Origin of the sequence: Corynebacterium lactis RW2-5 (genome assembly GCF_001274895.1) — a bacterium.
Taxonomy (GTDB): Bacteria; Actinomycetota; Actinomycetes; order Mycobacteriales; family Mycobacteriaceae; genus Corynebacterium; species Corynebacterium lactis.
On record NZ_CP006841.1, the window covers coordinates 1,375,342 to 1,398,275 of the forward strand.

At 59.7% G+C, this 22,934-nt stretch carries 19 protein-coding genes; 10 read left to right on the top strand and 9 right to left on the bottom strand.

Annotated features, from left to right (window positions below; genetic code table 11):
* Nucleotides 1-104 precede the first annotated feature (104 nt).
* Together ppc and secG are read left to right on the top strand one after the other, a co-directional pair.
* Nucleotides 105-2,891 (top strand): phosphoenolpyruvate carboxylase, encoded by a 2,787-nt coding sequence (ppc, locus tag CLAC_RS06070; RefSeq protein WP_053412139.1) that lies wholly within the window; start codon nt 105-107, stop codon nt 2,889-2,891.
* A 197-nt stretch (nt 2,892-3,088) separates the two neighbouring features.
* Nucleotides 3,089-3,325, top strand: a complete 237-nt coding sequence (gene secG / locus CLAC_RS06075) for a preprotein translocase subunit SecG (RefSeq protein WP_053412140.1) — start codon at nt 3,089-3,091, stop codon at nt 3,323-3,325.
* 82 nt (nt 3,326-3,407) lie between these two features.
* Here secG and pgl read toward each other — a convergent pair whose 3' ends face one another.
* The 5 genes from pgl to tkt form a co-directional block, all read right to left on the bottom strand.
* Entirely contained in the window at nt 3,408-4,181 is a 774-nt protein-coding gene (gene pgl / locus CLAC_RS06080; protein WP_053412141.1) for a 6-phosphogluconolactonase, read from the bottom strand.
* Nucleotides 4,178-5,194, bottom strand: coding sequence for a glucose-6-phosphate dehydrogenase assembly protein OpcA (locus CLAC_RS06085; protein WP_053412142.1), 1,017 nt, complete (start codon nt 5,192-5,194; stop codon nt 4,178-4,180). Before CLAC_RS06085 ends, pgl begins: the two co-directional genes overlap by 4 nt.
* A 39-nt stretch (nt 5,195-5,233) precedes the next feature.
* Nucleotides 5,234-6,715, bottom strand: coding sequence for a glucose-6-phosphate dehydrogenase (gene zwf / locus CLAC_RS06090; RefSeq protein WP_156324876.1), 1,482 nt, complete (start codon nt 6,713-6,715; stop codon nt 5,234-5,236).
* A 181-nt stretch (nt 6,716-6,896) separates the two neighbouring features.
* Nucleotides 6,897-8,018 carry a transaldolase gene (gene tal / locus CLAC_RS06095; RefSeq protein ID WP_053412144.1) on the bottom strand — a complete coding sequence of 374 codons (1,122 nt, stop codon included), beginning with the start codon at nt 8,016-8,018 and terminating at the stop codon, nt 6,897-6,899.
* Between the two features lie 23 nt (nt 8,019-8,041).
* Nucleotides 8,042-10,141 (bottom strand): transketolase, encoded by a 2,100-nt coding sequence (tkt, locus tag CLAC_RS06100; RefSeq protein WP_053412145.1) that lies wholly within the window; start codon nt 10,139-10,141, stop codon nt 8,042-8,044.
* A 300-nt stretch (nt 10,142-10,441) separates the two neighbouring features.
* Between tkt and CLAC_RS06105 the strand changes: the two genes are divergently transcribed.
* Complete coding sequence (locus CLAC_RS06105; RefSeq protein ID WP_211255395.1) at nt 10,442-11,359, top strand: heme o synthase; 918 nt, start codon at nt 10,442-10,444, stop codon at nt 11,357-11,359.
* A 308-nt stretch (nt 11,360-11,667) separates the two neighbouring features.
* On the opposite strand, the gene CLAC_RS06110 is transcribed toward CLAC_RS06105, so the two are convergent.
* The 4 genes from CLAC_RS06110 to mptB form a co-directional block, all read right to left on the bottom strand.
* The gene (locus CLAC_RS06110) at nt 11,668-12,684 is read right to left on the bottom strand and encodes a COX15/CtaA family protein (RefSeq protein ID WP_053412146.1); all 1,017 of its coding nucleotides are present in this window, start codon (nt 12,682-12,684) and stop codon (nt 11,668-11,670) included.
* Nucleotides 12,685-12,759: 75 nt separating this feature from the next.
* Nucleotides 12,760-13,572: an ABC-2 transporter permease gene (locus CLAC_RS06115; protein WP_053412147.1), complete on the bottom strand. Its 813-nt coding sequence runs from the start codon at nt 13,570-13,572 to the stop codon at nt 12,760-12,762.
* Entirely contained in the window at nt 13,573-14,535 is a 963-nt protein-coding gene (locus CLAC_RS06120; protein WP_053412148.1) for an ABC transporter ATP-binding protein, read from the bottom strand.
* A gap of 25 nt (nt 14,536-14,560) precedes the next feature.
* Nucleotides 14,561-16,348, bottom strand: coding sequence for a polyprenol phosphomannose-dependent alpha 1,6 mannosyltransferase MptB (mptB, locus tag CLAC_RS06125; RefSeq protein WP_053412149.1), 1,788 nt, complete (start codon nt 16,346-16,348; stop codon nt 14,561-14,563).
* Nucleotides 16,349-16,507: 159 nt separating this feature from the next.
* Here mptB and CLAC_RS06130 point away from each other — a divergent pair, with 159 nt between their 5' ends.
* From CLAC_RS06130 to CLAC_RS06160, 7 genes are all read left to right on the top strand, one after another.
* Complete coding sequence (locus CLAC_RS06130) at nt 16,508-17,194, top strand: helix-turn-helix transcriptional regulator (RefSeq protein WP_053412150.1); 687 nt, start codon at nt 16,508-16,510, stop codon at nt 17,192-17,194.
* A complete protein-coding gene (gene sufB, locus CLAC_RS06135; protein WP_053412151.1) occupies nt 17,191-18,657 on the top strand; it encodes a Fe-S cluster assembly protein SufB in 1,467 nt (488 codons plus the stop codon). Before CLAC_RS06130 ends, sufB begins: the two co-directional genes overlap by 4 nt.
* Before the next feature lie 5 nt (nt 18,658-18,662).
* Complete coding sequence (sufD, locus tag CLAC_RS06140) at nt 18,663-19,850, top strand: Fe-S cluster assembly protein SufD (protein WP_053412152.1); 1,188 nt, start codon at nt 18,663-18,665, stop codon at nt 19,848-19,850.
* An 82-nt stretch (nt 19,851-19,932) separates the two neighbouring features.
* A complete protein-coding gene (sufC, locus tag CLAC_RS06145; RefSeq protein ID WP_053412153.1) occupies nt 19,933-20,694 on the top strand; it encodes a Fe-S cluster assembly ATPase SufC in 762 nt (253 codons plus the stop codon).
* The gene (locus CLAC_RS06150) at nt 20,687-21,943 is read left to right on the top strand and encodes a cysteine desulfurase (RefSeq protein ID WP_053412154.1); all 1,257 of its coding nucleotides are present in this window, start codon (nt 20,687-20,689) and stop codon (nt 21,941-21,943) included. The genes sufC and CLAC_RS06150 overlap by 8 nt, the downstream gene beginning before the upstream one ends.
* A 46-nt stretch (nt 21,944-21,989) precedes the next feature.
* Nucleotides 21,990-22,505, top strand: coding sequence for a Fe-S cluster assembly sulfur transfer protein SufU (gene sufU, locus CLAC_RS06155; RefSeq protein WP_053412155.1), 516 nt, complete (start codon nt 21,990-21,992; stop codon nt 22,503-22,505).
* A complete protein-coding gene (locus CLAC_RS06160) occupies nt 22,498-22,929 on the top strand; it encodes a metal-sulfur cluster assembly factor (RefSeq protein ID WP_053412156.1) in 432 nt (143 codons plus the stop codon). Before sufU ends, CLAC_RS06160 begins: the two co-directional genes overlap by 8 nt.
* Nucleotides 22,930-22,934: the final 5 nt, after the last annotated feature.

Sequence of the window (22,934 nt, forward strand, 5' to 3'; positions counted from 1 at the left end):
TGAAGCATTCCAGTTTAGGGCGTATTGTAAACCTCGGTTGGTATTCATCGTGTTTGCCAATCGGGGTTTTCCTTTTGCAACAACATTCAGGGAGGACAGTTCTTTTGAACGAATCAAAAGCAAGCCACAGCACGCCCGCCGAGAAGGACCTTCTCTGGGAAGATATTCGGCATCTGGGCCGAATCCTCGGCCAAGTCATACGAGAGCAGGAAGGCGATGATGTCTTCAACCTCGTCGAAAACGCACGGCGTGCTGCCTTCCAGTTGCACCGCGGTACGGCGGAGGTCGAAGAACTAACCAGTCTCTTCCGAGATATCGACCCGGAGGAGGCAAACCCCGTAATCCGGGCCTTTACCCATTTTGCTCTGCTCGCGAATCTGGCAGAAGACCTTCACGAAGAACTCGGCATTGAAGCACGCCTTGATGCTGGTGAGCCTCCGGCAGATTCGACTCTAGAGGCAACTTGGCAGAAGCTTCGCGATGCCCATGTTCCTTCAAATAGGTTGTGCGAGCTGATGGACAACATCGAGGTAGTGCCGGTACTGACCGCACACCCGACTGAGACGCGTCGGCGGACCGTTTTCGATGTTCAAAAGCACATCACTAAGGCAATGCGCCGCCGCCATGAAATTATCGCGCTGCCTGTCAACGCGCGCACTGCAGACAAATTAGCGGAAATTGATGCCGACATTCGCCGTCGCATTCTCACGCTGTGGCAGACTGCTTTGATTCGCATGAATCGTCCCGACATCCGCGACGAGGTTGAGGTAGGACTCCGCTACTACCAGCTATCGCTGCTGGAGGCGGTTCCACGCCTTAACCGCGACGTCGTAAAGCACGTGCGTGAGCTCGGCGGGGAGAAGGTGCCGGCGAAACCGACGATTCGGATGGGGTCATGGATCGGTGGAGACCACGACGGCAATCCGTACGTGACCGAGGAGACGCTGCGGTACGCCTCTGACCGAGCCGCCGGCACCATCCTGCGCCACTACCTTTCTGAACTGCATATTTTGGAACGAGAACTAAGTCTCAGCGACCGCCTCACGAAGGTCACCGTCGATCTGGTTTCGCTGGCAAGTAGAGGACAAAACGACGTTCCAAACCGTGCTGACGAGCCTTACCGCCGCGCAATCCACGGTATTCGCGGTCGAGTAGCGGCCACCGCCATCTCACTGTTCGGGCACTCCGTCGTCGAGGGCGACTGGTCCGGATTCGAGCCGTACTCCTGCGCCGAGGATTTGCTAAGTGACCTCTCGGTGGTCGACACCTCGCTGCGCGCCAGCCACGACGATTTAATCGCTGATCACCGGCTAAGGGACTTGATCGCGGCGGTCGAGGTATTCGGATTCCACCTCTATTCCGTCGACATTCGCCAGAATTCGGACAGCCACGAAGAAATCTTGACGGAGCTCTTCGCAGCGGCTGGGGTTACCGCAAACTACGCGGCTCTGGGGGAGGACGCCAAAGTCGCCCTGCTGACGGCCGAGCTGCAGTCGTCTCGGCCGTTGGTTCCGGCTCGCGCGGACCTTTCAGAGCCGACCACACGTGAGCTCGGAATCATGCGGGCGGCGGCCGAGTCCGTGCGCAAGTATGGATTCCAGGCAGTTCCTCACTGCATTATCTCCATGTGCACGTCCGTATCCGATCTCCTCGAGCCCATGATTCTCCTCAAGGAGGTCGGGCTCATTCACCCGCAGGACGGCCGTCCCGAGGGCTCGATTGACGTTATTCCGCTCTTCGAGACCATCGAGGATCTGCAAGCCGGCGCGCTGGTACTCAAGGATGCCTGGGCTATTCCGGCCTACCGCTCCTACGTGGCCTCGCGTGGTGATCTCCAAGAGGTCATGCTCGGTTACTCGGACTCAAACAAGGACGGTGGCTACTTCGCTGCCAACTGGGCGCTTTATGACGCTGAACTTGCCATTGTGGCTGCAGCCAAGGACGCTGACATCCGTCTCCGGCTCTTCCACGGCAGGGGAGGAACAGTGGGCCGTGGTGGAGGCCCCTCCTACGATGCAATTCTGGCTCAGCCCTCCGGCGCAGTCCAGGGCTCGGTGCGCATCACGGAACAGGGCGAAATAATCTCGGCCAAATACGGTCACCCGGCCTCGGCCCGCCGAAACCTAGCGGCCCTGGTATCTGCGACAATCGAGTCTACGCTCTTGGATGTCGAGGGTCTCGACGACCCGGCTCGCGCGAATCAGATTATGGCGGAGATTTCGGAGTTGTCCCGTGAAGCATACGCGTCGCTTATGCACGAGGACCCGGGGTTCATCGATTTCTTCAAGTCATCCACCCCGGTCGATGAAATCGGCAGCCTAAACATAGGTTCGCGCCCGACCTCGCGAAAGCAGACAAAGACAATCTCTGATCTCCGGGCCATCCCATGGGTGCTTTCCTGGTCGCAGCAGCGCTCGATGGTTCCGGGTTGGTTCGGCGTCGGTAGTGCGCTGCAGCAGTGGATTGGTGAAGACCCAGACGGGTCTCGCCTTGCGGAGTTGCGCCAGCTAAATGAGGACTGGCCCTTCTTCAACTCGGTTCTCTCCAACATGGCGCAGGTCATGTCAAAGGCCGATATGAACCTCGCACGCGCTTACGCCCAGCTCTGCCAAGACAAGGAAGATGGCGAACGAATTCATTCGGTCATTCGCGACGAATTCGAGTTGACCCGCGAGATGTTCCTGAAGGTCACCGGGTACGACTCGCTTCTCGACGACAACCCGTTGCTGCGGCGTTCCGTCGACATGCGATTCCCGTACCTTATGCCGCTGAACGTCATCCAGCTGGAGATGCTCCGCAGGTTCCGCGCCGGAGATAACCGCGACAAGGTTCGCCGCGGTATTCAGTTGACGATGAACGGTCTTGCCACCGCGCTTCGCAACTCCGGTTAAAACCGTGGTCGCAGCCGTCGGAAAGCATGGGCAACCGGCTGCGAATGTCAGGTGAGTCGAGGCGACCTGGCAACTTCGCCACGCGTGATGGGTGTAATGCGCGCGATGGGCACGCGGTAAGATAGGCTAGGTTGTTGTCTCTGTCGCCCGCCGGCTAGGGCAGAGAATTCAAGCAGTATTCGAAAAGGAAGTTCAACGTGTACCTCGCCATTCAGATTGTCCTGGTCATCACATCGATTCTGATGGCGCTGTTTATCCTGCTCCACAAGGGTAAGGGCGGCGGTCTTTCCAGCCTCTTCGGTGGCGGTATGCAGTCGAACCTGTCGGGTTCCACGGTTGTGGAGAAGAACCTCGACCGCGTAACCATCGTGACGGTGATTATCTGGTTGCTGTGTATCGTTCTTCTTCTGCTGTTCAAGACTTTCGGCTGGTAGAATGGTCTTAACAGACAAAATAAACCCGGTCTCCCTTATCTCAGGAGGCCGGGTTTGTGCGTATCTAGAATCCTACAGCTGTTTAAGTATGCAGCTCAGTCGCTGCAGAATCATCTACGAAAACAATAGTCTCGCTACGTCCCCGGACGCCCGCCGCGGGCCACTGGGTCGGATCGGCGGCACGGTTAATCGCGCCAACAGCCTCAGCCTTCTCTGCACCGGTGACGAGAAGCCACACTCGAGAAGCGCTTTCAATAGCGGGCACGGTTAGCGTAATGCGAGTCGGCGGTGGCTTAGGGCAATCATGGACATCGACCACGGACAGTTCCTGCTCCGCGAGAGCCGGACTGTGCGGGAAAATCGAGTTGATGTGCCCCTCGCCACCCATCCCAAGAAGGTGGAGATCGAATCCGTGCGGGGCGTACAGTTCAAGGACACGAGCGTACTCGGCCGCGGCATCGGCGGCAGTAAGACCTTCGCCTGCGGCCGCGAACTCGAAGATGTTTTCCTCTGGGACGGCCATCGGGTCGAGCAACCGGGTACGCGCGGCAAGAGCGTTACGGTCTTCGCTGTCGCGCCGTACAAAGCGCTCATCGCCGAAGAAAACTAAGACGCGGGACCAATCGATCGCCCCCGAGTTCTCAGCCAGCGCCGACAACAGCGCAGTTCCTGCGCCGCCGCCAGTCAGGACGATTCGGACATAGCCGTCCGCATTGACCGTAGAATCACCGGCATTGGACTGTAATTGCTCGACAACAGTGACGAAACGGGCGCGAGCGGCCTCGACTACATCGGCGAGTCCGCGCTGCTGTTCAAAAACGGGAAAGTTCGCGTTCGTGGAAGGGTTCGCACTCACTTTGCCGACACCCCCGGCTCTGCCTCGAAACCGAATGCCGCGCCGGGGGCCTCATTGACCCCGATGGTCCGAATGCGGCTAAGGCCGCGCAGCGCACGCCCATACGCAACATCGGGGTCGAGGTGGCGAAGTTCTTCGGCGAGGCACTCAGAGCGCGATGGACGCGCCAGAGCAACCTTGAATGGAGGAAGATCACCATTGGTCACAACAGCAGTAGTTGCGCTCTCGATGTCCACACGCAGGCAAGCTGAATCGGAACGTTCGAAGACTACTGAGGTCACCGGAGGCTTTGGGCGGCCCTTCGCGTCGAGTGGAATCTTTTCCTCGCCAGTTGAAGTCCTGCGCACGGGTACGCCCAGACGATCAGCAAGCCAGCCTGCGGCGACCTCGACCGAAGGAGACTCAGACGGGCCTGAGACAGTGACCTCAGTGACTGGCACGTGCGGCGAAAGATCGAAGGCCGACGCCAGAACGCCACGCCATGAAGTAATCCGAGACCAGCACAAATCCGAGTCGCCCGGCGTGTATCCGGTACGACGCAGATAGACGGCGTTTTCGTGCGGATCAAAAAGGGAGTCGGTAATCCTGCGCTGAGCGATACGGCCAATCGCAGTTGCCGCGGGCACCTGTGGGGCCTCCGACGGCCACCAAGCAACGACCGGGGTATCGGGCAACAAAAGCGGCGTGACCACGGAACTTGGATGCTGGCCCACTTCGCCGGCCATATGCATCACGACGATCTCCGCGGCACCTGCATCACCACCGAGGCGGAGCTCAGCGTCTAGGCGATTGTCCAGCCTCGGATCGCCTGAAACCAGCACCAGGACGCGAGAGGGGTGCTCACGGGACACTGAGTTAACGGTATCGATGATGGATTCAAGGTCGTCATCGCTTTTCGCCAGGACGATGAGCGTAAGAACTCGGCCGGTAGTGACAATGCCGCCTTGCTCGCGCAGCTTAACCAGTTGACGGGCGATGCTACCGGTATCGGTATCCGGCAAGTTGATGATCATAAAATGCTCTTTCCTAGTTCGATGCTTGCGTTTGCACTGTTAAGGACGACGCCACGCGCGCCCGTCGCGTTCTAGCATCTGGTCGGCCGAGGCCGGACCCCACGTACCCGCTGCGTATTCCTCCGGCAGCCCGCGCTTAGCCCAATAGTCGATAACCGGGTCGAGAATCTTCCACGACAACTCGACCTCCTCATTGGTGGGGAACAGGCTTGCTTCGTCGAGAAGCGCATCCAGAATCAGGCGCTCGTAGGCCTCTGGGGACTGCTCGGTAAAGACCTCCGAGTAGGAGAAATCCATGTTCACGTCGCGGACTTCCATGGCCGAACCTGGCACCTTGGAACCGAAGCGCATCAGCACGCCCTCGTCAGGCTGCACTCGAATGACCATCGCATTCTGGCCTAGGGCAGTCGTCATCGTTTCGGCGAACGGCAGGTGCGGTGCCGACTTGAAAACGAGCGCAATCTCGGTGACGCGCCTTCCAAGACGCTTACCGGTGCGCAGATAAAACGGTACTCCCGCCCAACGACGCGAGTTAATTTGCAGCGTACAGGCCGCGTAGGTCTCGGTCGTGGACTCCGGATCGAAGCCTTCTTCCTCACGCAGGCCCGGGACGTAGTTGCTACCTTGCCAACCTGCTGCGTACTGGCCACGGGCCGTCGACTTTGACAGCGGGCGGACCGGTTCGCAGGCGCGGAGCACCTTGATTTTCTCTGCCTGCAGCTCCTCGGGGGTGAAAGCGACCGGCTCCTCCATGGCGACGAGTGCTAGCAGCTGGAGCAAGTGGTTCTGAATCACGTCACGGGCAGCACCGATGCCATCGTAGTAGCCCGCGCGACCGCCCAGACCGATGTCCTCAGCCATGGTGATTTGGACGTGGTCAACGTAGTGGGAATTCCACAGCGGGTCGAAGAGCTGATTGGCAAACCGCATCGCCAGAATGTTTTGAACCGTCTCCTTGCCCAGGTAGTGGTCGATGCGGAAGACCGACTTTTCCGGGAATACAGAGTTGACAATGCGGTTCAGCTCCTTAGCCGAGACCAGGTCATGTCCGAAGGGCTTCTCGATAATAACTCGGCGCCAGTTATCCTCGCCCGCCTGAGCCAGCCCCGCACGGTCGAGCTGGTGGCACACATCCGGGAAGCTATCCGGCGGAATGGACAGGTAGTAGGCCCAGTTGCTGGCGGTTCCGCGGGAATGGTCGAGCTCCTCGAGTTTCGCCGCAAGACGGTCGAATGCCTCATCGTCGACGAAGGTACCGGTAACGAAGTGGATGCCTTCGGCCAGGCGGTTCCAGACGCTCTCCCGGAAGTCCGTTCGTGCGCCGCTTTCAACGGACTTTCGCACGTAGTCCTCAAATTCCTGCTTGCTCCATTCGCGGCGGCCATAACCGACCAGCGCAAACGAAGCTGGAAGCAAGCCGCGGTTAGCAAGATCATAGATTGCGGGAAGGAGCTTCTTCCTGGCAAGGTCACCGGTGACACCGAAAATCACCATACCGCCGGGGCCAGCGATGCGGGGCAGTCGCTTGTCGTGGGTATCCCGGAGCGGGTTGACGTAAACCTCTTCAGAGCCGTCCTCGGCTCCGGAGAAATTCTGGTGTTGGTCTTTAGCGAATTTGCTCACGGTGTACATATTCTCATACGAGTAAAGCCCGGCCGGGTATTTCTACTCCCGCCGGGCTTAACTTCGCAGAAAAATTGCGCTACTGGCTCTTCAACTGCTGCATGCGCTCCTCGATAGAGCTCAGCAGACTGTTCCAGGAATCGACAAACTTTTCAACACCTTCGCGCTCGAGGACATCGATGACGTCGGCGATGTCGATACCGACCACCTCGAGAGCCTCGAGGGTATCCTGCGCATTCGCGCCCTGGCCGGAGACCGCGTCAACAACCTCCCCCTCGAAGGCCGCCGCAGCGCGGAGGGTCTTCTCGGGCATCGTGTTGACGGTGAGCGGGGCCGCCAGCTCAGTCACGTACATCGTCGCCGGGTACTCAGGGTTCTTCACACCCGTCGACGCCCAGAGGAGACGCTGCGGGTTGGCACCCTTGTTCTCTAGCTGGGCCCAGCGAATATTCTGAGAGGCAAAAGCTTCCTCGAATTTCGCGTAAGCTGCGCGTGCATTAGCAAGACCGGCCTTGCCGCGAAGCGCCAGCGCGTCGTCCGAGCCGATCGCCTCCAGGCGCTTGTCGACCTCGGTGTCGACTCGGGACACAAACAGCGAAGCTACCGAGTGAATGTTCTCGAGGTCGAGGCCGTTGTCCTTAGCACGATCGATGCCGTCCATGAAGGCCTCGATGACCTGCTGGTAGCGCTCGACCGAGAAGATCAGGGTGACGTTTACCGAGATTCCCTCTGCTAGTGCATCGGATACGGCCGGCAGAGAAGCGTCGGTCGCGGGGATCTTGATCATTGCGTTGGACTTGCCGACTCGCTGCCACAGTTCACGAGCCTGCGCGATGGTCGCCTCGTAGTCGTCTGCGTAACGAGGGTCTACCTCGATGGACACACGTCCATCGAGACCTTCGGAGTCCTCGTAAACAGAAGCGAAAACTTCGCACGCGTCGCGGACATCGTCGATGGCCATCGAGAAGACAGCCTCTGCCGGAGACGCGCCGGCGGCCGTAAGCTCCGCCAGCTGCGGGTCGTAGTCCTCGCCCGATGTCATGGCGGAGGAGAAAATCGCCGGGTTCGTCGTAACACCGACGACGTGGAGGTCCTCGATGAGGTTTTTCAGGTCGCCGGAGGACAGTCGCTGGCGCGACAGGTCGTCGAGCCATGCGGAGGTTCCGACTTCGGCGAGTTTTGCCATCGTAGAGTTAGCCATTGCGTTTTACCGCCTTCCTGCTACTACTTAGCAGCTTCGATCGATTCCTTCGCAGCAGCCACTACCGCATCGGCAGTGATGCCGAACTTCGCGAACAGCTCCTGGTAGGGAGCCGAAGCACCGAAGTGCTCGAGAGAGACAGCGCGGCCAGCATCGCCAATGTGGCGGTACCACGGCATCGCAACGCCGGCCTCGACGGAGACGCGGGCGCGGACCGACTTCGGCAGAACAGACTCGCGGTATGCCTCATCCTGCTGCTCGAACCAGTCGAGGCAGGGCACGGAGACGACTCGCGCGCTGACACCTTCACCGCGCAGCTTCTCGGCAGCCTCGACCGCCAGGTGAACCTCGGAGCCGGTACCCATCAGGATAACGTCCGGGGTTTCCTTCTCGCCGTCGGAAAGCACGTAGGCACCTCGACGAACGCCTTCGGAGGCCTTTTCCTTCGTGCCCTCCAGAACTGGGATGTTCTGCCGAGTAAGAGCAAGTGCCTTCGGGCCCTTGTCCGCTGCCAGGGCTGCGGCCCATGCTGCTGCGGTCTCATTCGCGTCGGCCGGGCGCAGGGTCGACATCTCCGGAATGGCGCGCAGCGAGGCGAGCTGTTCGACGGGCTGGTGGGTCGGGCCGTCCTCGCCGAGACCAATGGAGTCGTGAGTCCAGACGTAAATCGGGGACAGGCCCATCAGCGCCGCCAGGCGAACTGCCGGGCGCATGTAATCGGAGAAGATTAGGAAGGTTCCGCCGTACGGACGGGTGCCACCGTGGAGCATGATGCCGTTGAGAATCGAGCCCATAGCGTGCTCGCGAATCCCGAAGTGCAGGTTACGACCGTACGGGTCGGTGCTCCAGGTACCGGTGGTGATTGACTTCGGGCCGAAGGATGCCTCACCCTTCAGGACAGTGTTGTTCGAGCCGGCCAGGTCGGCCGAACCGCCCCACAGTTCGGGGAGAGCCTTGCCGAGGACCTGCAGCGCAGCCTCAGAGGCCTTACGAGTTGCAACACCCTTCGCGTCCGGCTCCCAGGTCGGCAGCTCCGCATCGAAGCCCTCGGGCAGCTCGCCAGCAGTCAGACGGTCCAGCAGGGTTTTCCGCTCCGGGTTGGCCTTGGCCCACTCGTCGAACTTCTGCTGCCACTGCGCGTGGGCCTGCTCACCGCGGGCGAGGAGCTCACGGGTGTGCTTTACGACCTCCTCATCCACGTCGAAGTGCTTGTCCGCCGCGAAGCCGAGGGCTTCCTTGATGCCGACGATTTCGTCTGCTCCGAGTGCGGAACCGTGCGAAGCGCCGGTGCCCATCTTCGTCGGGGACGGGTAGGCGATGACGGTGCGAACTCGAATGAAGGTCGGTCGCTCGGTGTCCTTCTTTGCCTCCTCGACTGCCGCCTCGAGTGCGGCGACGTCCTCGCCGCTTTCAACCTCGATGACCTGCCAGCCGTAAGAGCGGTAGCGGTCAGCCACATTCTCGGTGAAAGCGATGGTGGTGTCGTCCTCGATGGAGATGCCGTTGTCATCCCAGAAGACGATGAGATTGCCGAGCTGCTGGGTACCGGCCAGCGAGGATGCCTCAGCAGTCACGCCTTCCTCAATATCGCCGTCGGAGGCGATTACGTAGACGTAGTGATCGAAGGGGGACTCACCGGCCGGGGCCTCCGGGTCGAACAGGCCGCGCTCCCGTCGGGAAGCCATGGCGAATCCCACTGCGGAGGCCAGGCCCTGGCCAAGCGGGCCGGTGGTGATCTCGACACCGTCGGTGTGGCCGTACTCAGGGTGCCCCGGGGTCAGGGCACCCCAGGTACGCAGAGCCTTCAGGTCGTCTAGCTCGAGGCCGAAGCCGCCGAGGTAGAGCTGGATGTACTGGGTCAGAGAGGAGTGACCGCAGGAAAGAATGAAGCGGTCGCGCCCGATCCACTTGGTGTCCTTCGGATCGTGGCGCATCACGCGCTGGTACAACGTGTAGGCGAGGGGAGCCAGGCTCATCGCAGTACCGGGGTGACCGGAACCGGCTTTTTCGACGGCGTCGGCGGCGAGAACGCGAGCAGTATCAACTGCCTTGGTGTCCAGGTCCGACCAATCGGAAGGGTAGTTGCGCGCAACGCGTGCTTGGTGCTCAGTCGAAAGTGTCACGTGTATGACTCCTGTTTTCTCAATTGGAGAATTAAAGATCTCTTCCATACTAACGAGGTTTCGTCGCCGTATGCGGACGATTGCGATTCCGGACTCATTCGCGTGTCAGCCCCGGAAGGGTCGGCACCCCGGAAGCCCAATACACGGTGTGGGGTATAGGTGCCGTTATGATGAACGGTAAAATTATTGCCGACCCCTGAGAAAAAGTCGAAATGAATTGCCGGGAACTATTTGCGGCACTCATCCGATTGCTAGCTGTCCGGGGGTTTGTTCTTGTCACGTGAAAGGGACATTGTTTTGCTGGAAACAGTAAAGGCGTACATTGCACTGACGAAGCCTAGAGTCATTGAACTCTTGCTCGTTGCGGCAATTCCCGCGATGCTTCAGGCTGATCGTGGCAACGTTCATGTGGGACTAATCCTTCTGACGCTCATCGGCGGTTGGCTAGGTGCCGCATCGGCTCACACCTACAACATGGTCATCGACTACGACATCGACCAGAAGATGCGCCGCACTCGTCGCCGTCCACTGGCGCGACACAAGGTAACTAAACCTGCGGCCGCGACTTTTGCAACCGTTTTGATGGTCGTCTCGTTTTTGTGGCTGTGGCTGCTGTGCAATTCGCTTCTCGCCGCAGTTTTCGTCCTCATCACTATCGCGTTTTACATCTTCGTCTATACGCTTTGGCTTAAGCGACGCACTGATCAGAACGTAATCTGGGGCGGTGCCGCGGGCTGCATGCCAGTCGTTGTCGGCTGGGCAGTGATAACCGGAAACAACCCCGAGATTACCGGGCTCGCTCACTGGTGGCAGGCAGTTATCCTGTTCATGCTCATTTTCTTCTGGACGCCTCCGCACACCTGGGCTCTCGGTCTTCGCTACAAGGAGGACTACAAGGCGGCTGGCGTGCCCATGATGCCGGTGATTAAGCCCGCCATCGTCGTAACCAATCGCATCATCTGGTACACAGTTGCAACTGTTCTCACGACCCTCGCGCTGGTGCCGTTTGCGGGCTGGATTTACCTCGTCGGCGCAGTCGCCTCTGGTATCTGGTTCCTCTGGGGCGCAATCGATCTCCACCGCCACGTAAAGGCAGGCGGCAAGATTAAGCCAATGAAGTTATTCTTCATGTCGAACAATTACCTTTCGATTGTGTGCGTGGCACTGTCAGCTGATGCGATCCTCGGCCTGCAGACAGTCTCGAGCATGCTGTCTTAAAGCCGCTTTGAGGCCCATAGTTCAGGCTAGGAGCCTCAGGCTATCGCGCTTTCCTCCCAGCCTCCGGTTCACCTGCTGTTCCGGGGTTGTTTCATGCTTTACTACGCCGCCTGATTGGGAGAGCAGGAAACCTTGCTCGAACCCCAACGCCGGGGCGGGCGGATTGCTGGCCAGTACTCCACGGCCCAAATCACCCCTGCGCACTTACGGACTTGGATACAAAAATGGGACGCAGCCTTCAAGGGAAGTGCTACGCCCCGGCTGACGACAATCGCCACTAGGGGACTGCGTCGGTATCAGCCCGGCCCCTAGGCCTTGGCTGCAACAGGCTGCTGAGCATTGGCCTTGGATGCTATCTCAGCGTCGCCCGCAAGCGAGCCCGTAACCGTCGCAGAGCCGCCGACGTAGCGGTAACCGAGCTGGAAGAGGATTGCCGTTAGCGCCGTGCAAATGCCAGAGCCGGCTACGTGAACCGGAACGAGCGACTCTGGCACGCCGGACCAGTACTGAACCATGCCGACGCAGGCCTGAAGCAGAATGAAAACGATCAACGGCACGACAACGTTGCGTACCGACGAGAACGCTTCGGTCGCAAGCAAACCGAAGAGAAGTCCAACTACGAGACCGAGATAGAGGTACAGGGAGCCCGCGTGAATGTGCGCTAGATCAACAATCGGCAGCTGCAGGCGGTCAGTAGCTGTGACTGTGGCATCGCCCGCATGCGGGCCAGCGCCCGTGACCATCGTTCCAGTGATAAGCGTCATCGTCAGCGCGAGACCCGTCGCGCCAGAGAGCAACCTGAGGTAGCGAGGGTACATGCGGGTCGGAGTGCCGTCATCCGGCTCAGCGACCTTGACGAACAGCATTCCCGCGAGCCATACCAACACCATCGAGGGCAGGAAGTGCAGCGCTACGGCGTACCACTTCAAATCGACCCACACCGAGATGCCGCCGATGACAGCCTGGACGATGACACCCAGCCCATTGAGCAAGGCGAGGGTCTTAATCTCCTGACGACGCCCGGCACGAACTACTGACAGGTAGAGGGCCAGGGTTAGGGCGACCAGCACGAAAGTCAGCAGACGATTGCCGAACTCAATCACCTGGTGCAGCATTTCAGCTTCACCGGGGACCGGGACGAAGCTGCCGGGGTGGCACTGCGGCCACGAGGCGCAACCCAGGCCGGAACCGGTTACTCGGACAACGGAGCCGGTGACCGCGATAGCGGCCTGCGCAATGAGGACGGACAGGGCGTAGACCTTTTGTCGTCCAATTGGCGACACCGGCAAAAACGATAGGGGTAGAGTTCGATCCACATTGTTCACAAAGGAAAATTCTACCCTTTAAGAATGTAAATAGGGCTTGCCACTAATCCTGCTTGATGGCATGAGGCAGTGGGATTAGTCACTCTTCATATCGAATTGGAACCAGCGAGTCGCCAAAAACGCCGCAATGATGCCCCACCCGAGGAGCACCACAACGGCGGACCACGCCACGGTTACAGAAAGGGCGCTGGCGATGACATCGGCAAGCGCGACGGAGGGGAGCAGGGAGAGGAAGAATCCACCGAGACTACCTGTCTCGGGGCCCACACCAGCAAGTGTGGCGGTGCCGACGAATACGAACCAAACCAGATTCGCCAACCCCAGAATCATCTCAGCGCTCAAGGTACCGCCCATCAGCAGCCCCAGGGAGGTAAAAACGAAGGTGCCGAGCAGCATCCCGAAGTAGGCGAAAACCCACCCGCCGAATGAGAGCTGAGCGCCAAGTGCCAGCCCCACTGCGCTGAACAGGAGATACTGGAGCGTTACAGTGAAGCACACCGCCACGACCTTGCCAGCGATGATGCCCCATGGAGGAACGGCGGAGGCACCAATTCTCTTTAGCGCCCCGTAGCGGCGATCAAACCCCACCGCGATTGCCTGACCTGTAAAGCCTGCCGACATGACTGAGATCGCCAAAACCATGGGGAAGACGCGATCTAGAGGGTTGGGATCCGGCAGGATCGGAATGAGCGTAAATCCAATCAGCATCGCCAAGGGGATGATGATAGTCAGCAGCATCTGCTCGCCGTGCCGCCAGAAAAGTGCGGTTTCCAGTCGCGCCTGCGAGAAAATCAGTTTCGTCGTCTCGGCCCGCTGGGGCGCCGGCGCGAAGGTGCCGACCGGAAATCTCGACTCGCGCGCTTGCGAAGAACTTGCCGTCGTTGCCATCTAATTCCTCATCTCCCTGCCCGTAACGTCCAAGAACACGTCCTCCAGCGACCTGGAGTCCTGCGCCATTGACGTAATTAGAACGTCGGCTTCAGCGCAGGCATCGGCGAAAAGTGCAATGCCGCGAGGCGTCTGCTTCCCGCTCAGCTCGTAGACGCCACCCGAGTGCGGAGCTATACGCAGATCCATCTCCGCCTGCTCGAAGCGACGGTTGATCAATTGCACAGGTATTTCTCCGCGCACCGAAATCTTCATCCCGCGAGCATCACTTTGGCTTATTGGCCCGCTTGCCGACGTTATTTCCTCGGTGGGGCCGGCTGCCACGACCCGGCCTCGGTCGATGATTGCAACATCGTCCGCTAGTGATTCGGCCTCGTCCATCAGGTGAGTGGTCAGAACTACTGTGACACCGTCACGGCGCAGCGAAGACACGAGATCCCAGACGGCGAGCCGGGACTGCGCGTCGAGCCCTGCGGTGGGCTCGTCGAGGAAGATTAGTTCAGGCCGACCGACAAGGGCGCAGGCGAGCGAAAGGCGCTGCTGTTGCCCGCCGGAGAGTCGGCGATAGTTAGTCTTGCGGTGGCGCTGGAGTCCCACCACCTCCAAAAGCCAATCAACGTCGAGCGGATTCGCGGAGTAACTCGCGACCAGGTTTAGCATTTCGCCCACTCGGACACCGGGGTAGGCACCGCCTCCCTGGAGCATAATTCCGATTCGGCTGCGCAGCTCGGTGGTCTGAGTAACCGGGTCGAGCCCGAGGATCCGAATTTCACCGCCATCGGGCTTGATAAACCCCTCGCACATTTCCACGGTCGTGGTTTTGCCAGCGCCATTTGGCCCCAATAGCGCTAGAACGCGCCCGCGTTCGAGGGAGAGTGAAAGATCGGAGACGGCCTTTACGTCGCCGTAGCTCTTGCTGACGCTGCGCAGCAGGAGCGCCGGAGAATCTGCAGCTTTAATCACGATAGGAGAGTCTAACCTTAGAGTTTTAGTGAAGTCTAAAAACCTTCGAGCGCGTTGAATACGCGACGATGACAAACATAACCGCCACGAAAAACAGCAGCGCCACCAGATAAATCTGTGCAACCGTCGCCGGAGGCAGTCCGAGCCCGCGGGGGAGAATCACGAAGCTGAAAATAGCGGAGTATACGACTACCGCGGTACGGAACTGCCCCCTGTTCGCCCACGCGGACAGCGGAACAATCGCCCACAGCAGGTACCACGGATGAACTACGGGGAACAAAATGACCAGGGCGAACATAGACAGACCGTATCCGCCAAGCGGATGAATACGGCCCCGGAAGGTCGCCAGGAGCATGCGTAACATCCACAGGCCGACCAAAACGACGCCGATGCCTCTGGTGAATACCAACGCCGAATCGGAAATATCCCCCAGCCCCAAGAGGCGCCCGAAGAAACCCGAAACGATGCCGAGGAGCGTAGTCAACGACATCCAACTGCGAACCGTTGCTGCGCCGCCCTGGGCGGTAATCCAACCAAACCCGAGGCCAGTGCCGACCGACACCACCACCGCTGTTGTGGCCGCTACTGTCGCAGTGACTACCGCAGACTTGACGACGGCCACCCAGGACGAACCGAACTTGCGGGCCAACCACATACCAGCGAAACCGAGCGCAACAAATCCCGTCACCTTCACCATTCCGGCCAGCGAAATCAGAACAATACCCGCAATGTAGAAAGCCCAGGCGCGTCGCGGGGTGACGGAAGATCCGTCGGCAAGCGAATTGGAAGAGGAGTGCAGACGACCGGACTCCGGAAGACTGTCCGGTTTAGCGGCCTGCGCGGGGCCATGAATGGCTCGCAGGCACAGCTCCATTCCGCTGAGCAGCAGGGCAAGAAGAAGTGCCTCGTTGTGAATCCCACCGACCAGATGCAGCAGCACCAGCGGGTTGAGGATGCCGAGCCACAGGGTGAACTGAGGACTTACCCCACAGCGCCTGCCCAAATGCACCAGCGCCCATGCGACTACAAAAAGCGAGGCTATTGCGACGAACCGGTGCAGGAAAACCGACGCAATAACCCCATCACCTGTGAGCTTCGCGATTACCCAGGCGAAGGACAGGGCAGTAGGCCCATAGGGGCTGGGCGAGTGCGACCAGATAAGCGGAACCGAGCGCGCCAGAGGATCGTTCGGGCCCAGCAAGTCGACAGGCCCTGCGGAGTAGGGGTCCAGGCCCCGTTCTACGATTGCTGCCTGGGCTAGGTAGGAGTAAATGTCCTGGGTGAACAGGGGAGCAGTGAAGACTATGGGCAAAACCCACGCGGCAAACGCCCGCATCAGCATTGGGGTATTGACCGTGGTGACTCTCGAGCGGGCACCCGCGAACACGAAAGCGCCTACCCCCAGCCAGGCAGTCACCAGCATTCCTATGCCAACAAAAGTGACAATCGTCGACGCCACCAACATGCGCCCAAGGAATGACCCGAGCGGAGTCTCCCAGAAAGCGTTACCGACGACGGGGGTAGCCCCGGAGCCGATACCGGCAATGAGAATAAAAATTGAGCCGACCGTGCCGAGCCAACGCAGCCACGTAAACCTACGCAGCTCACGATAGTTGGCGCGATGACGCAGCGGCTGCTCGGTGCCTCGATGCAGCGAGGCCGATCTGGAACCAGCCAGGCCTACTCTCGGGAGAGCATCGCGCGCCCAGAACACGCCTTCGGACAGGAAGGCGCGCAGGGAAGATGGGCGGGACTGATTCACATCGTCAGATAGTACCGTTTCGACACGCCGAGAGGGCGTTCTAATCAGCATCGTTGCATTGATACTTAAATTCGTTGGACATTAAGGGCCAATTACGACACAATTATGTTGTCTAAAACAGCGATTCTCCGATGGGAAGTTTTCCGTCGCTGTCCAACTAGACACTCTCGTTAATTCCAGCAGTCCAGTCGCAGGAGGTGACTCACCCTCATGTCTGAGCCTCGGCTAGCAGCAAATGACGGTGATACTCGCCAGCGCATTCTTCAGCTGCTCTTGGAACACAATCCAGCATCGGCAACGCTGATCGCCGAAACGCTGGGCCTTTCAGCAGCAGGTGTCCGCCGGCACATCGACATTCTCGTCGACGAAGGCCTTGCAGAAACCGCTCCCGCCCCTTCAACCGGCCCACGTGGTAGGGGGCGGCCGGCGAAGTCCTATCGGCTCACCGACCGAGGTCGAGCCCGATTCGGCCACGCCTATGACCACCTGGCAACGGCGGCTCTCACAGCGCTTCGAGAAGCGGGCGGCGAAAAGGCAGTGACTGCCTTCGCCAAGCAGCGCATCGACGACATCCTCCACGGGATCACCCCGGTCGGGGATGCCGCCGAAACCCAGGATGTGGTCCGTGCGGTTGTCCAGGCCTTCCGGCGGGCCGGATATGCGGCGACTATTAACGAAAACACTGGCGGGGTGCAGATTTGCCAGCATCATTGCCCCATTAGTCACGTCGCCTCCGACTTCCCGGAGCTATGTGCAGCAGAGCATGAGGCCGTGAGTAAATTATTGGGACAGCACACCCAACCGTTAGCGACGATCGCCGACGGCAACGGAATCTGCACCACAAACATCCCATTGACCCCTGTAATCAAAGCGCCACAAGAAAGGAGCGGACAATGACCCTCGCCCATGAGAACTCCACCGACGTGGCTGAATCCACGAAGGCCGCCACTCCGCAGACCGACGAAGAAATTATCGAGTCCATCGGTGCCTACCAGTTCGGCTGGCACGACTCGGACGCTGCGGGTGCAGCCGCCACCCGTGGCCTGTCCGAAGCCGTCGTCCGCGATATCTCCGCAAAGAAGAACGAGCCGGAGTGGATGCTTCAGCGACGTCTGAAGGCCCTTGAGATCTTCGACCGTAAGCCGCTGCCGACCTGGGGCGCGGATCTTTCCGGGATCGATTTCGACAATATTAAATACTTCGTCCGCTCCACCGAGCAGCAGGCCCAGACCTGGGAGGACCTTCCGGAGGACATCAAGAACACCTACGACAAGCTGGGCATCCCCGAGGCCGAGAAGCAGCGTCTGGTCGCGGGTGTCGCAGCACAGTATGAGTCCGAGGTTGTTTACCACCAGATTCGCGAGGACCTAGAGTCTCAGGGTGTCATCTTTCTCGACACCGACACCGCCCTGAAGGAGCATCCGGAGCTGTTCAAGGAGTACTTCGGTACCGTCATCCCATCCGGTGACAACAAGTTCTCGGCGCTCAACACCGCCGTCTGGTCCGGCGGCTCGTTCATTTACGTCCCCAAGGGGGTCCACGTGGACATCCCTCTGCAGGCGTACTTCCGTATCAACACGGAAAACATGGGACAGTTCGAGCGCACCCTCATCATCGTCGACGAGGACGCCTACGTTCACTACGTCGAGGGCTGTACCGCTCCGATTTACAAGTCCGACTCGCTGCACTCCGCGGTCGTTGAGATCATCGTGAAAAAGGGCGGTCGCTGTCGCTATACCACAATTCAAAACTGGTCTAACAACGTCTACAACTTGGTCACCAAGCGCACGAAATGCGAAGAGGGTGCGACCATGGAGTGGGTCGACGGCAACATCGGTTCCAAGGTCACCATGAAATACCCGGCAGTGTGGATGACCGGCCCGCACGCTAAGGGCGAGGTTCTCTCCGTGGCAATGGCCGGCGAGGGCCAATTCCAGGACACCGGAGCGAAGATGGTTCACATGGCGCCGCACACCAGCTCCAACATCGTCTCCAAGTCCGTGGCCCGCAACGGCGGCCGCGCGGCCTACCGCGGCCTGGTCCAGGTCAACAAGGGAGCCAAGCACTCTCATTCCAACGTCGAGTGTGACGCTCTCCTCGTCGACAACAACTCCCGCTCTGATACCTACCCGTACGTGGATGTCCGCGAAGACGACGTCACGCTGGGCCACGAGGCAACCGTTTCCAAGGTCTCCGACGATCAGCTCTTCTACCTGATGAGCCGCGGTATTGAAGAGGACGACGCCATGGCGATGGTCGTACGCGGCTTCGTCGAACCCATCGCTAAGGAACTCCCGATGGAATACGCACTCGAGCTCAACCGCCTCATTGAACTGCAGATGGAAGGTTCGGTCGGTTAACCCCAATGACTACTACTCTCAACGAAAATCAAGCTGCCCATAACCGCCGTGTGCTCGCCAACAAGGGCGACATCTTCTCCTCGTTCAACGTCGAGGACTTCGCTATCCCGCACGGTCGCGACGAGGAATGGAAGTTCGCTCCACTGCGCAAAATGCGTGGTCTCCACAACGGCAAAGCCGGGGATCCGGTTGCAGCTAGCATTGCTGTCGACGCCGCAGGTCGCGAGGGCGTTAAGGTTGACGTCGTAAAGCGAGGCGACTCCAAGCTCGGCCGCGCTGGCGTGCCGACGGACCGTGTGGCGGCGCAGGCCTTCTCCGGCTTCGAGGACGCAACTGTGGTGACCTTTGAGAAGGACACGGCATCGGAGGAGCCGGTTGTCATCAACATCGACGGCCCGGGCGAGGACAAGGTTGCCTACGGCCACATCGTCATTGATGTCCAGAACCACGCTGAGGCAGTCTGCGTGCTGAACTACCGCGGCAGCGGCACCTTCGCCGACAACGTTGAATTCCTCGTCGGCGATGGCGCACGTCTGGCGGTCGTGACCATGATCAACTGGAACAACGACGCAGTACACGGCTCCGGACACCACGCCAAGATTGGCCGCGACGCGACTTTGCGCCACACCGTCGCTACCTTCGGTGGAGAGGTTGTCCGAGTTGTCCCGCGTGTAGCCTTCACCGCGCCGGGTGGAGACGCGGACCTGCTGGGCGTCTACTTCGCAGATGCCGGCCAGTACTTCGAAAACCGCCTGCTCGTCGACCACGCAGTTCCCAACTGCCGCTCCAATGTGATGTACAAGGGCGCGCTGCAGGGCGAGCCAAATGTCGCTCATCGTGAAGCTCGCACGGCTTGGGTCGGTGACGTCCTCATTCGCGCAGAGGCTAACGGTACCGACACCTACGAGCTGAACCGAAACCTGCTGCTGACCGAGGGGGCACGCGCTGACGCCGTGCCGAACCTCGAGATTGAAACCGGCGAGATTGCCGGAGCAGGCCACGCTGCGACTGTCGGCCGCTTTGACGAGGATCAGCTCTTCTACCTGCTTTCCCGCGGTATTCCGGAGCTTGCAGCCCGTCGCCTGGTCGTCCGTGGCTTTTTCAGCGAGGTCATTAACCAGGTTCCGGTCGCCTCCGTCCGCGAAAAGCTCGAGGAGCTCGTCGACGAAGAGCTCGACACCGCAGGCTTCTAACCCTTATATATCTCGACTCCAACGGGCCCGGCTAGCACGTCGGAACCGGGGGACTAACACCTAAAAAGGACTAGTTTTTACAATGAGCACTTTGGAAATCCGCAACCTGCACGCGCAGGTGCTGCCTACCGACGAGACCTCCAAGCCGAAGGAGATTCTCAAGGGTGTCAACCTGAAGATCAACTCGGGCGAGACCCACGCAGTCATGGGCCCGAACGGCTCTGGCAAGTCCACGCTGAGCTACACCATCGCTGGCCACCCGCGCTACGAAGTAACCGAGGGCGAAATCCTGCTCGACGGCGTTAACATCCTCGACATGGAGGTCGACGAGCGCGCCCGTGCCGGCCTATTTCTGGCCATGCAGTACCCGGTCGAGGTAACCGGCGTGTCCATGTCCAACTTCCTGCGCTCCGCGGCCACCGCGGTTCGTGGCGAGGCTCCGAAGTTGCGCCACTGGGTCAAGGAAGTCCGCGAGGCTATGTCCGACCTGGGCATCGATCCTTCCTTCTCCGAGCGCAGCGTCAACGAGGGTTTCTCCGGCGGTGAGAAGAAGCGCCACGAGATTCTCCAGCTCGACCTGCTGAAGCCGAAGTTCGCGATTCTCGACGAGACTGACTCCGGACTCGATGTCGATGCTCTGCGTGTCGTGTCCGAGGGCATCAACCGCTACCAGGATGAAAACAACGGCGGCATCCTGATCATCACCCACTACCAGCGCATCCTGAACTACGTGAAGCCGGACTTCGTCCACGTCTTCCACGACGGTCACTTCATCACCTCTGGTGGCCCGGAGCTGGCGGATGACCTGGAAGAGCACGGCTACGACAAGTACATCAATGCTTAATCGGGACAACCTGCTCAATCCGTCGCTCCGCGAGGATTTTCCGATCCTTTCCCGGACGGTACGAGAGGGCAAAAAGCTGGTCTACCTCGACTCTGGCGCTACTTCTCAGCGCCCGCAACAGGTCATCGATGCAGAGGTCGAGTTTCTGACTCACCACAACGCACCAGTCCACCGCGGCGCGTATCAAATCGCGGAGGAAGCTACCGACGCATACGAGGATGCTCGCGAAGCAATTGCTGGCTTCATCGGCGCGGACTTCGACGAGATTGTCTTCACCAAGAACGCCACCGAGGCTCTCAACATGGTGGCGTACACCCTCGGGGACGATCGCGCCGGCAAATACCAGATCGGCGAAGGCGACGAAATCGTCGTCACGGAGCTAGAACATCACGCCAACCTCGTTCCTTGGCAGGAGCTCGCACGCCGCACCGGTGCAACCCTGCGTTGGTACGGAGTAACCGATGACGGCCGCATCGATCTCGATTCTCTCGAGCTTAGCGACAAAACCAAGGTCGTGGCCTTTACGCACCAGTCCAACGTCACCGGCGCTGTCGCCGATGTCAAAGAGATGGTGCGCAGGGCTCACGCTGTCGGAGCGCTCATAGTACTCGACGCTTGCCAGTCCGTTCCCCACATGCCCATCGATGTCAAAGAACTTGACGTAGACTTCCTGGCATTCTCCGGCCATAAGATGCTGGGGCCAAGTGGCGTGGGTGCCCTCTACGGCCGCGCTGAGCTGCTCGATGCTCTGCCTCCGTTCCTGACCGGCGGCTCGATGATCGAGGTCGTCACCATGGAGCGCACCACCTTCGCCACTCCTCCGCAGCGCTTCGAAGCCGGTACCATGATGACCTCGCAGGTTGTCGGGCTTGGTGCCGCGGTTAAGTACCTGCAGGGCCTCGGCATGGACAACGTCGTCAAGCACGAGCACGAGCTGACCGCTCTGGCGCTGGAGAAGCTCCAGGAAATTCCGGGCGTATCCATCATCGGCCCGACAACGGCCAGCAACCGCGGTAGTGCCATCTCCTTCAAGGTTGAAGGCATCCATCCGCATGATCTAGGCCAGGTCCTCGACGACCAGGGCGTGTGCATCCGAGTGGGCCACCACTGCGCGTGGCCGATTCACCAGATTCTCAATGCCCAGTCGACTGCCCGCGCCTCCTTCTACGTCTACAACACGCCTGAGGAAGTGCAAGCGCTTGCCGACGCCATTCGCCACGCCCAGAAGTTCTTCGGTGTCGCGGAATAATTTAACGCTGGCAAATGTATTAAGGAAATGTAGAAAGGAGTAGGGCATGAAGCTCGAGCAAATGTACCAGGAAGTAATCCTGGATCATTACAAGCATCCGCAGCATTCGGGTTTGCGCGAACCGTTCAATACCGAGGTTCATCATGTCAATCCCTCCTGCGGCGATGAGCTCACTCTCCGCGTCACTCTCAGCGATGATCTCAAGGTTGTCGACGATGTTTCCTACCACGCCGTGGGATGCTCGATATCTCAGGCTTCGACGTCAGTGATGGCCGAGGAAATCGTTGGTAAACCGGTGGAAGAAGCCATGGAAAAGCTCGCTGAGTTCGAACGCATGGTCACCTCCCGCGGCAAGATTGAGGGCGATGAAGATCTCATTGGCGACGGCATCGCCTTTGCCGGCGTATCCAAGTACCCGGCCCGCGTCAAATGCGCGCTTTTGGGTTGGAAGGCGTTCCAAGCAGCGACTACGGAGGCGCTGGCTGACGCCGCGAACGGTTCAGGAGAAGGAACCGCGACAGTAACTATTCCATCCGACGAGGAAGGACACGACCATGACTGATCCCCTTTCCCCTGAGGAGACTTCGCCCGATCAGGTCGGTGCCGTTGCGGACCCGGAGGCGAATAATCAGTTGACGGTCCCGGAGCCGCCGGAGCAGACTGAGGCGGATAATCTCTTGGCTATCAAGGTCGAAGAGGCGATGTACGAGGTTGTCGACCCAGAGCTGGGTGTCAACGTCGTTGACCTGGGATTGGTCTACGATATCTGGATTGAAGAGGGCGATATCGCCTGCATCTTCATGACGCTGACTTCGCCTGCGTGTCCGTTGACGGATATGCTCACCGATCAGACCGCGGCCGAGGTGGCAAACGTTGAAGGTATCCGGGACTTCAAGTTGACCTGGGTTTGGTCGCCGGCTTGGGGCCCCCACATGATTACCGAAGATGGCCGAGACCAGATGCGCGCTCTTGGGTTCTCGGTCTAGGGCGT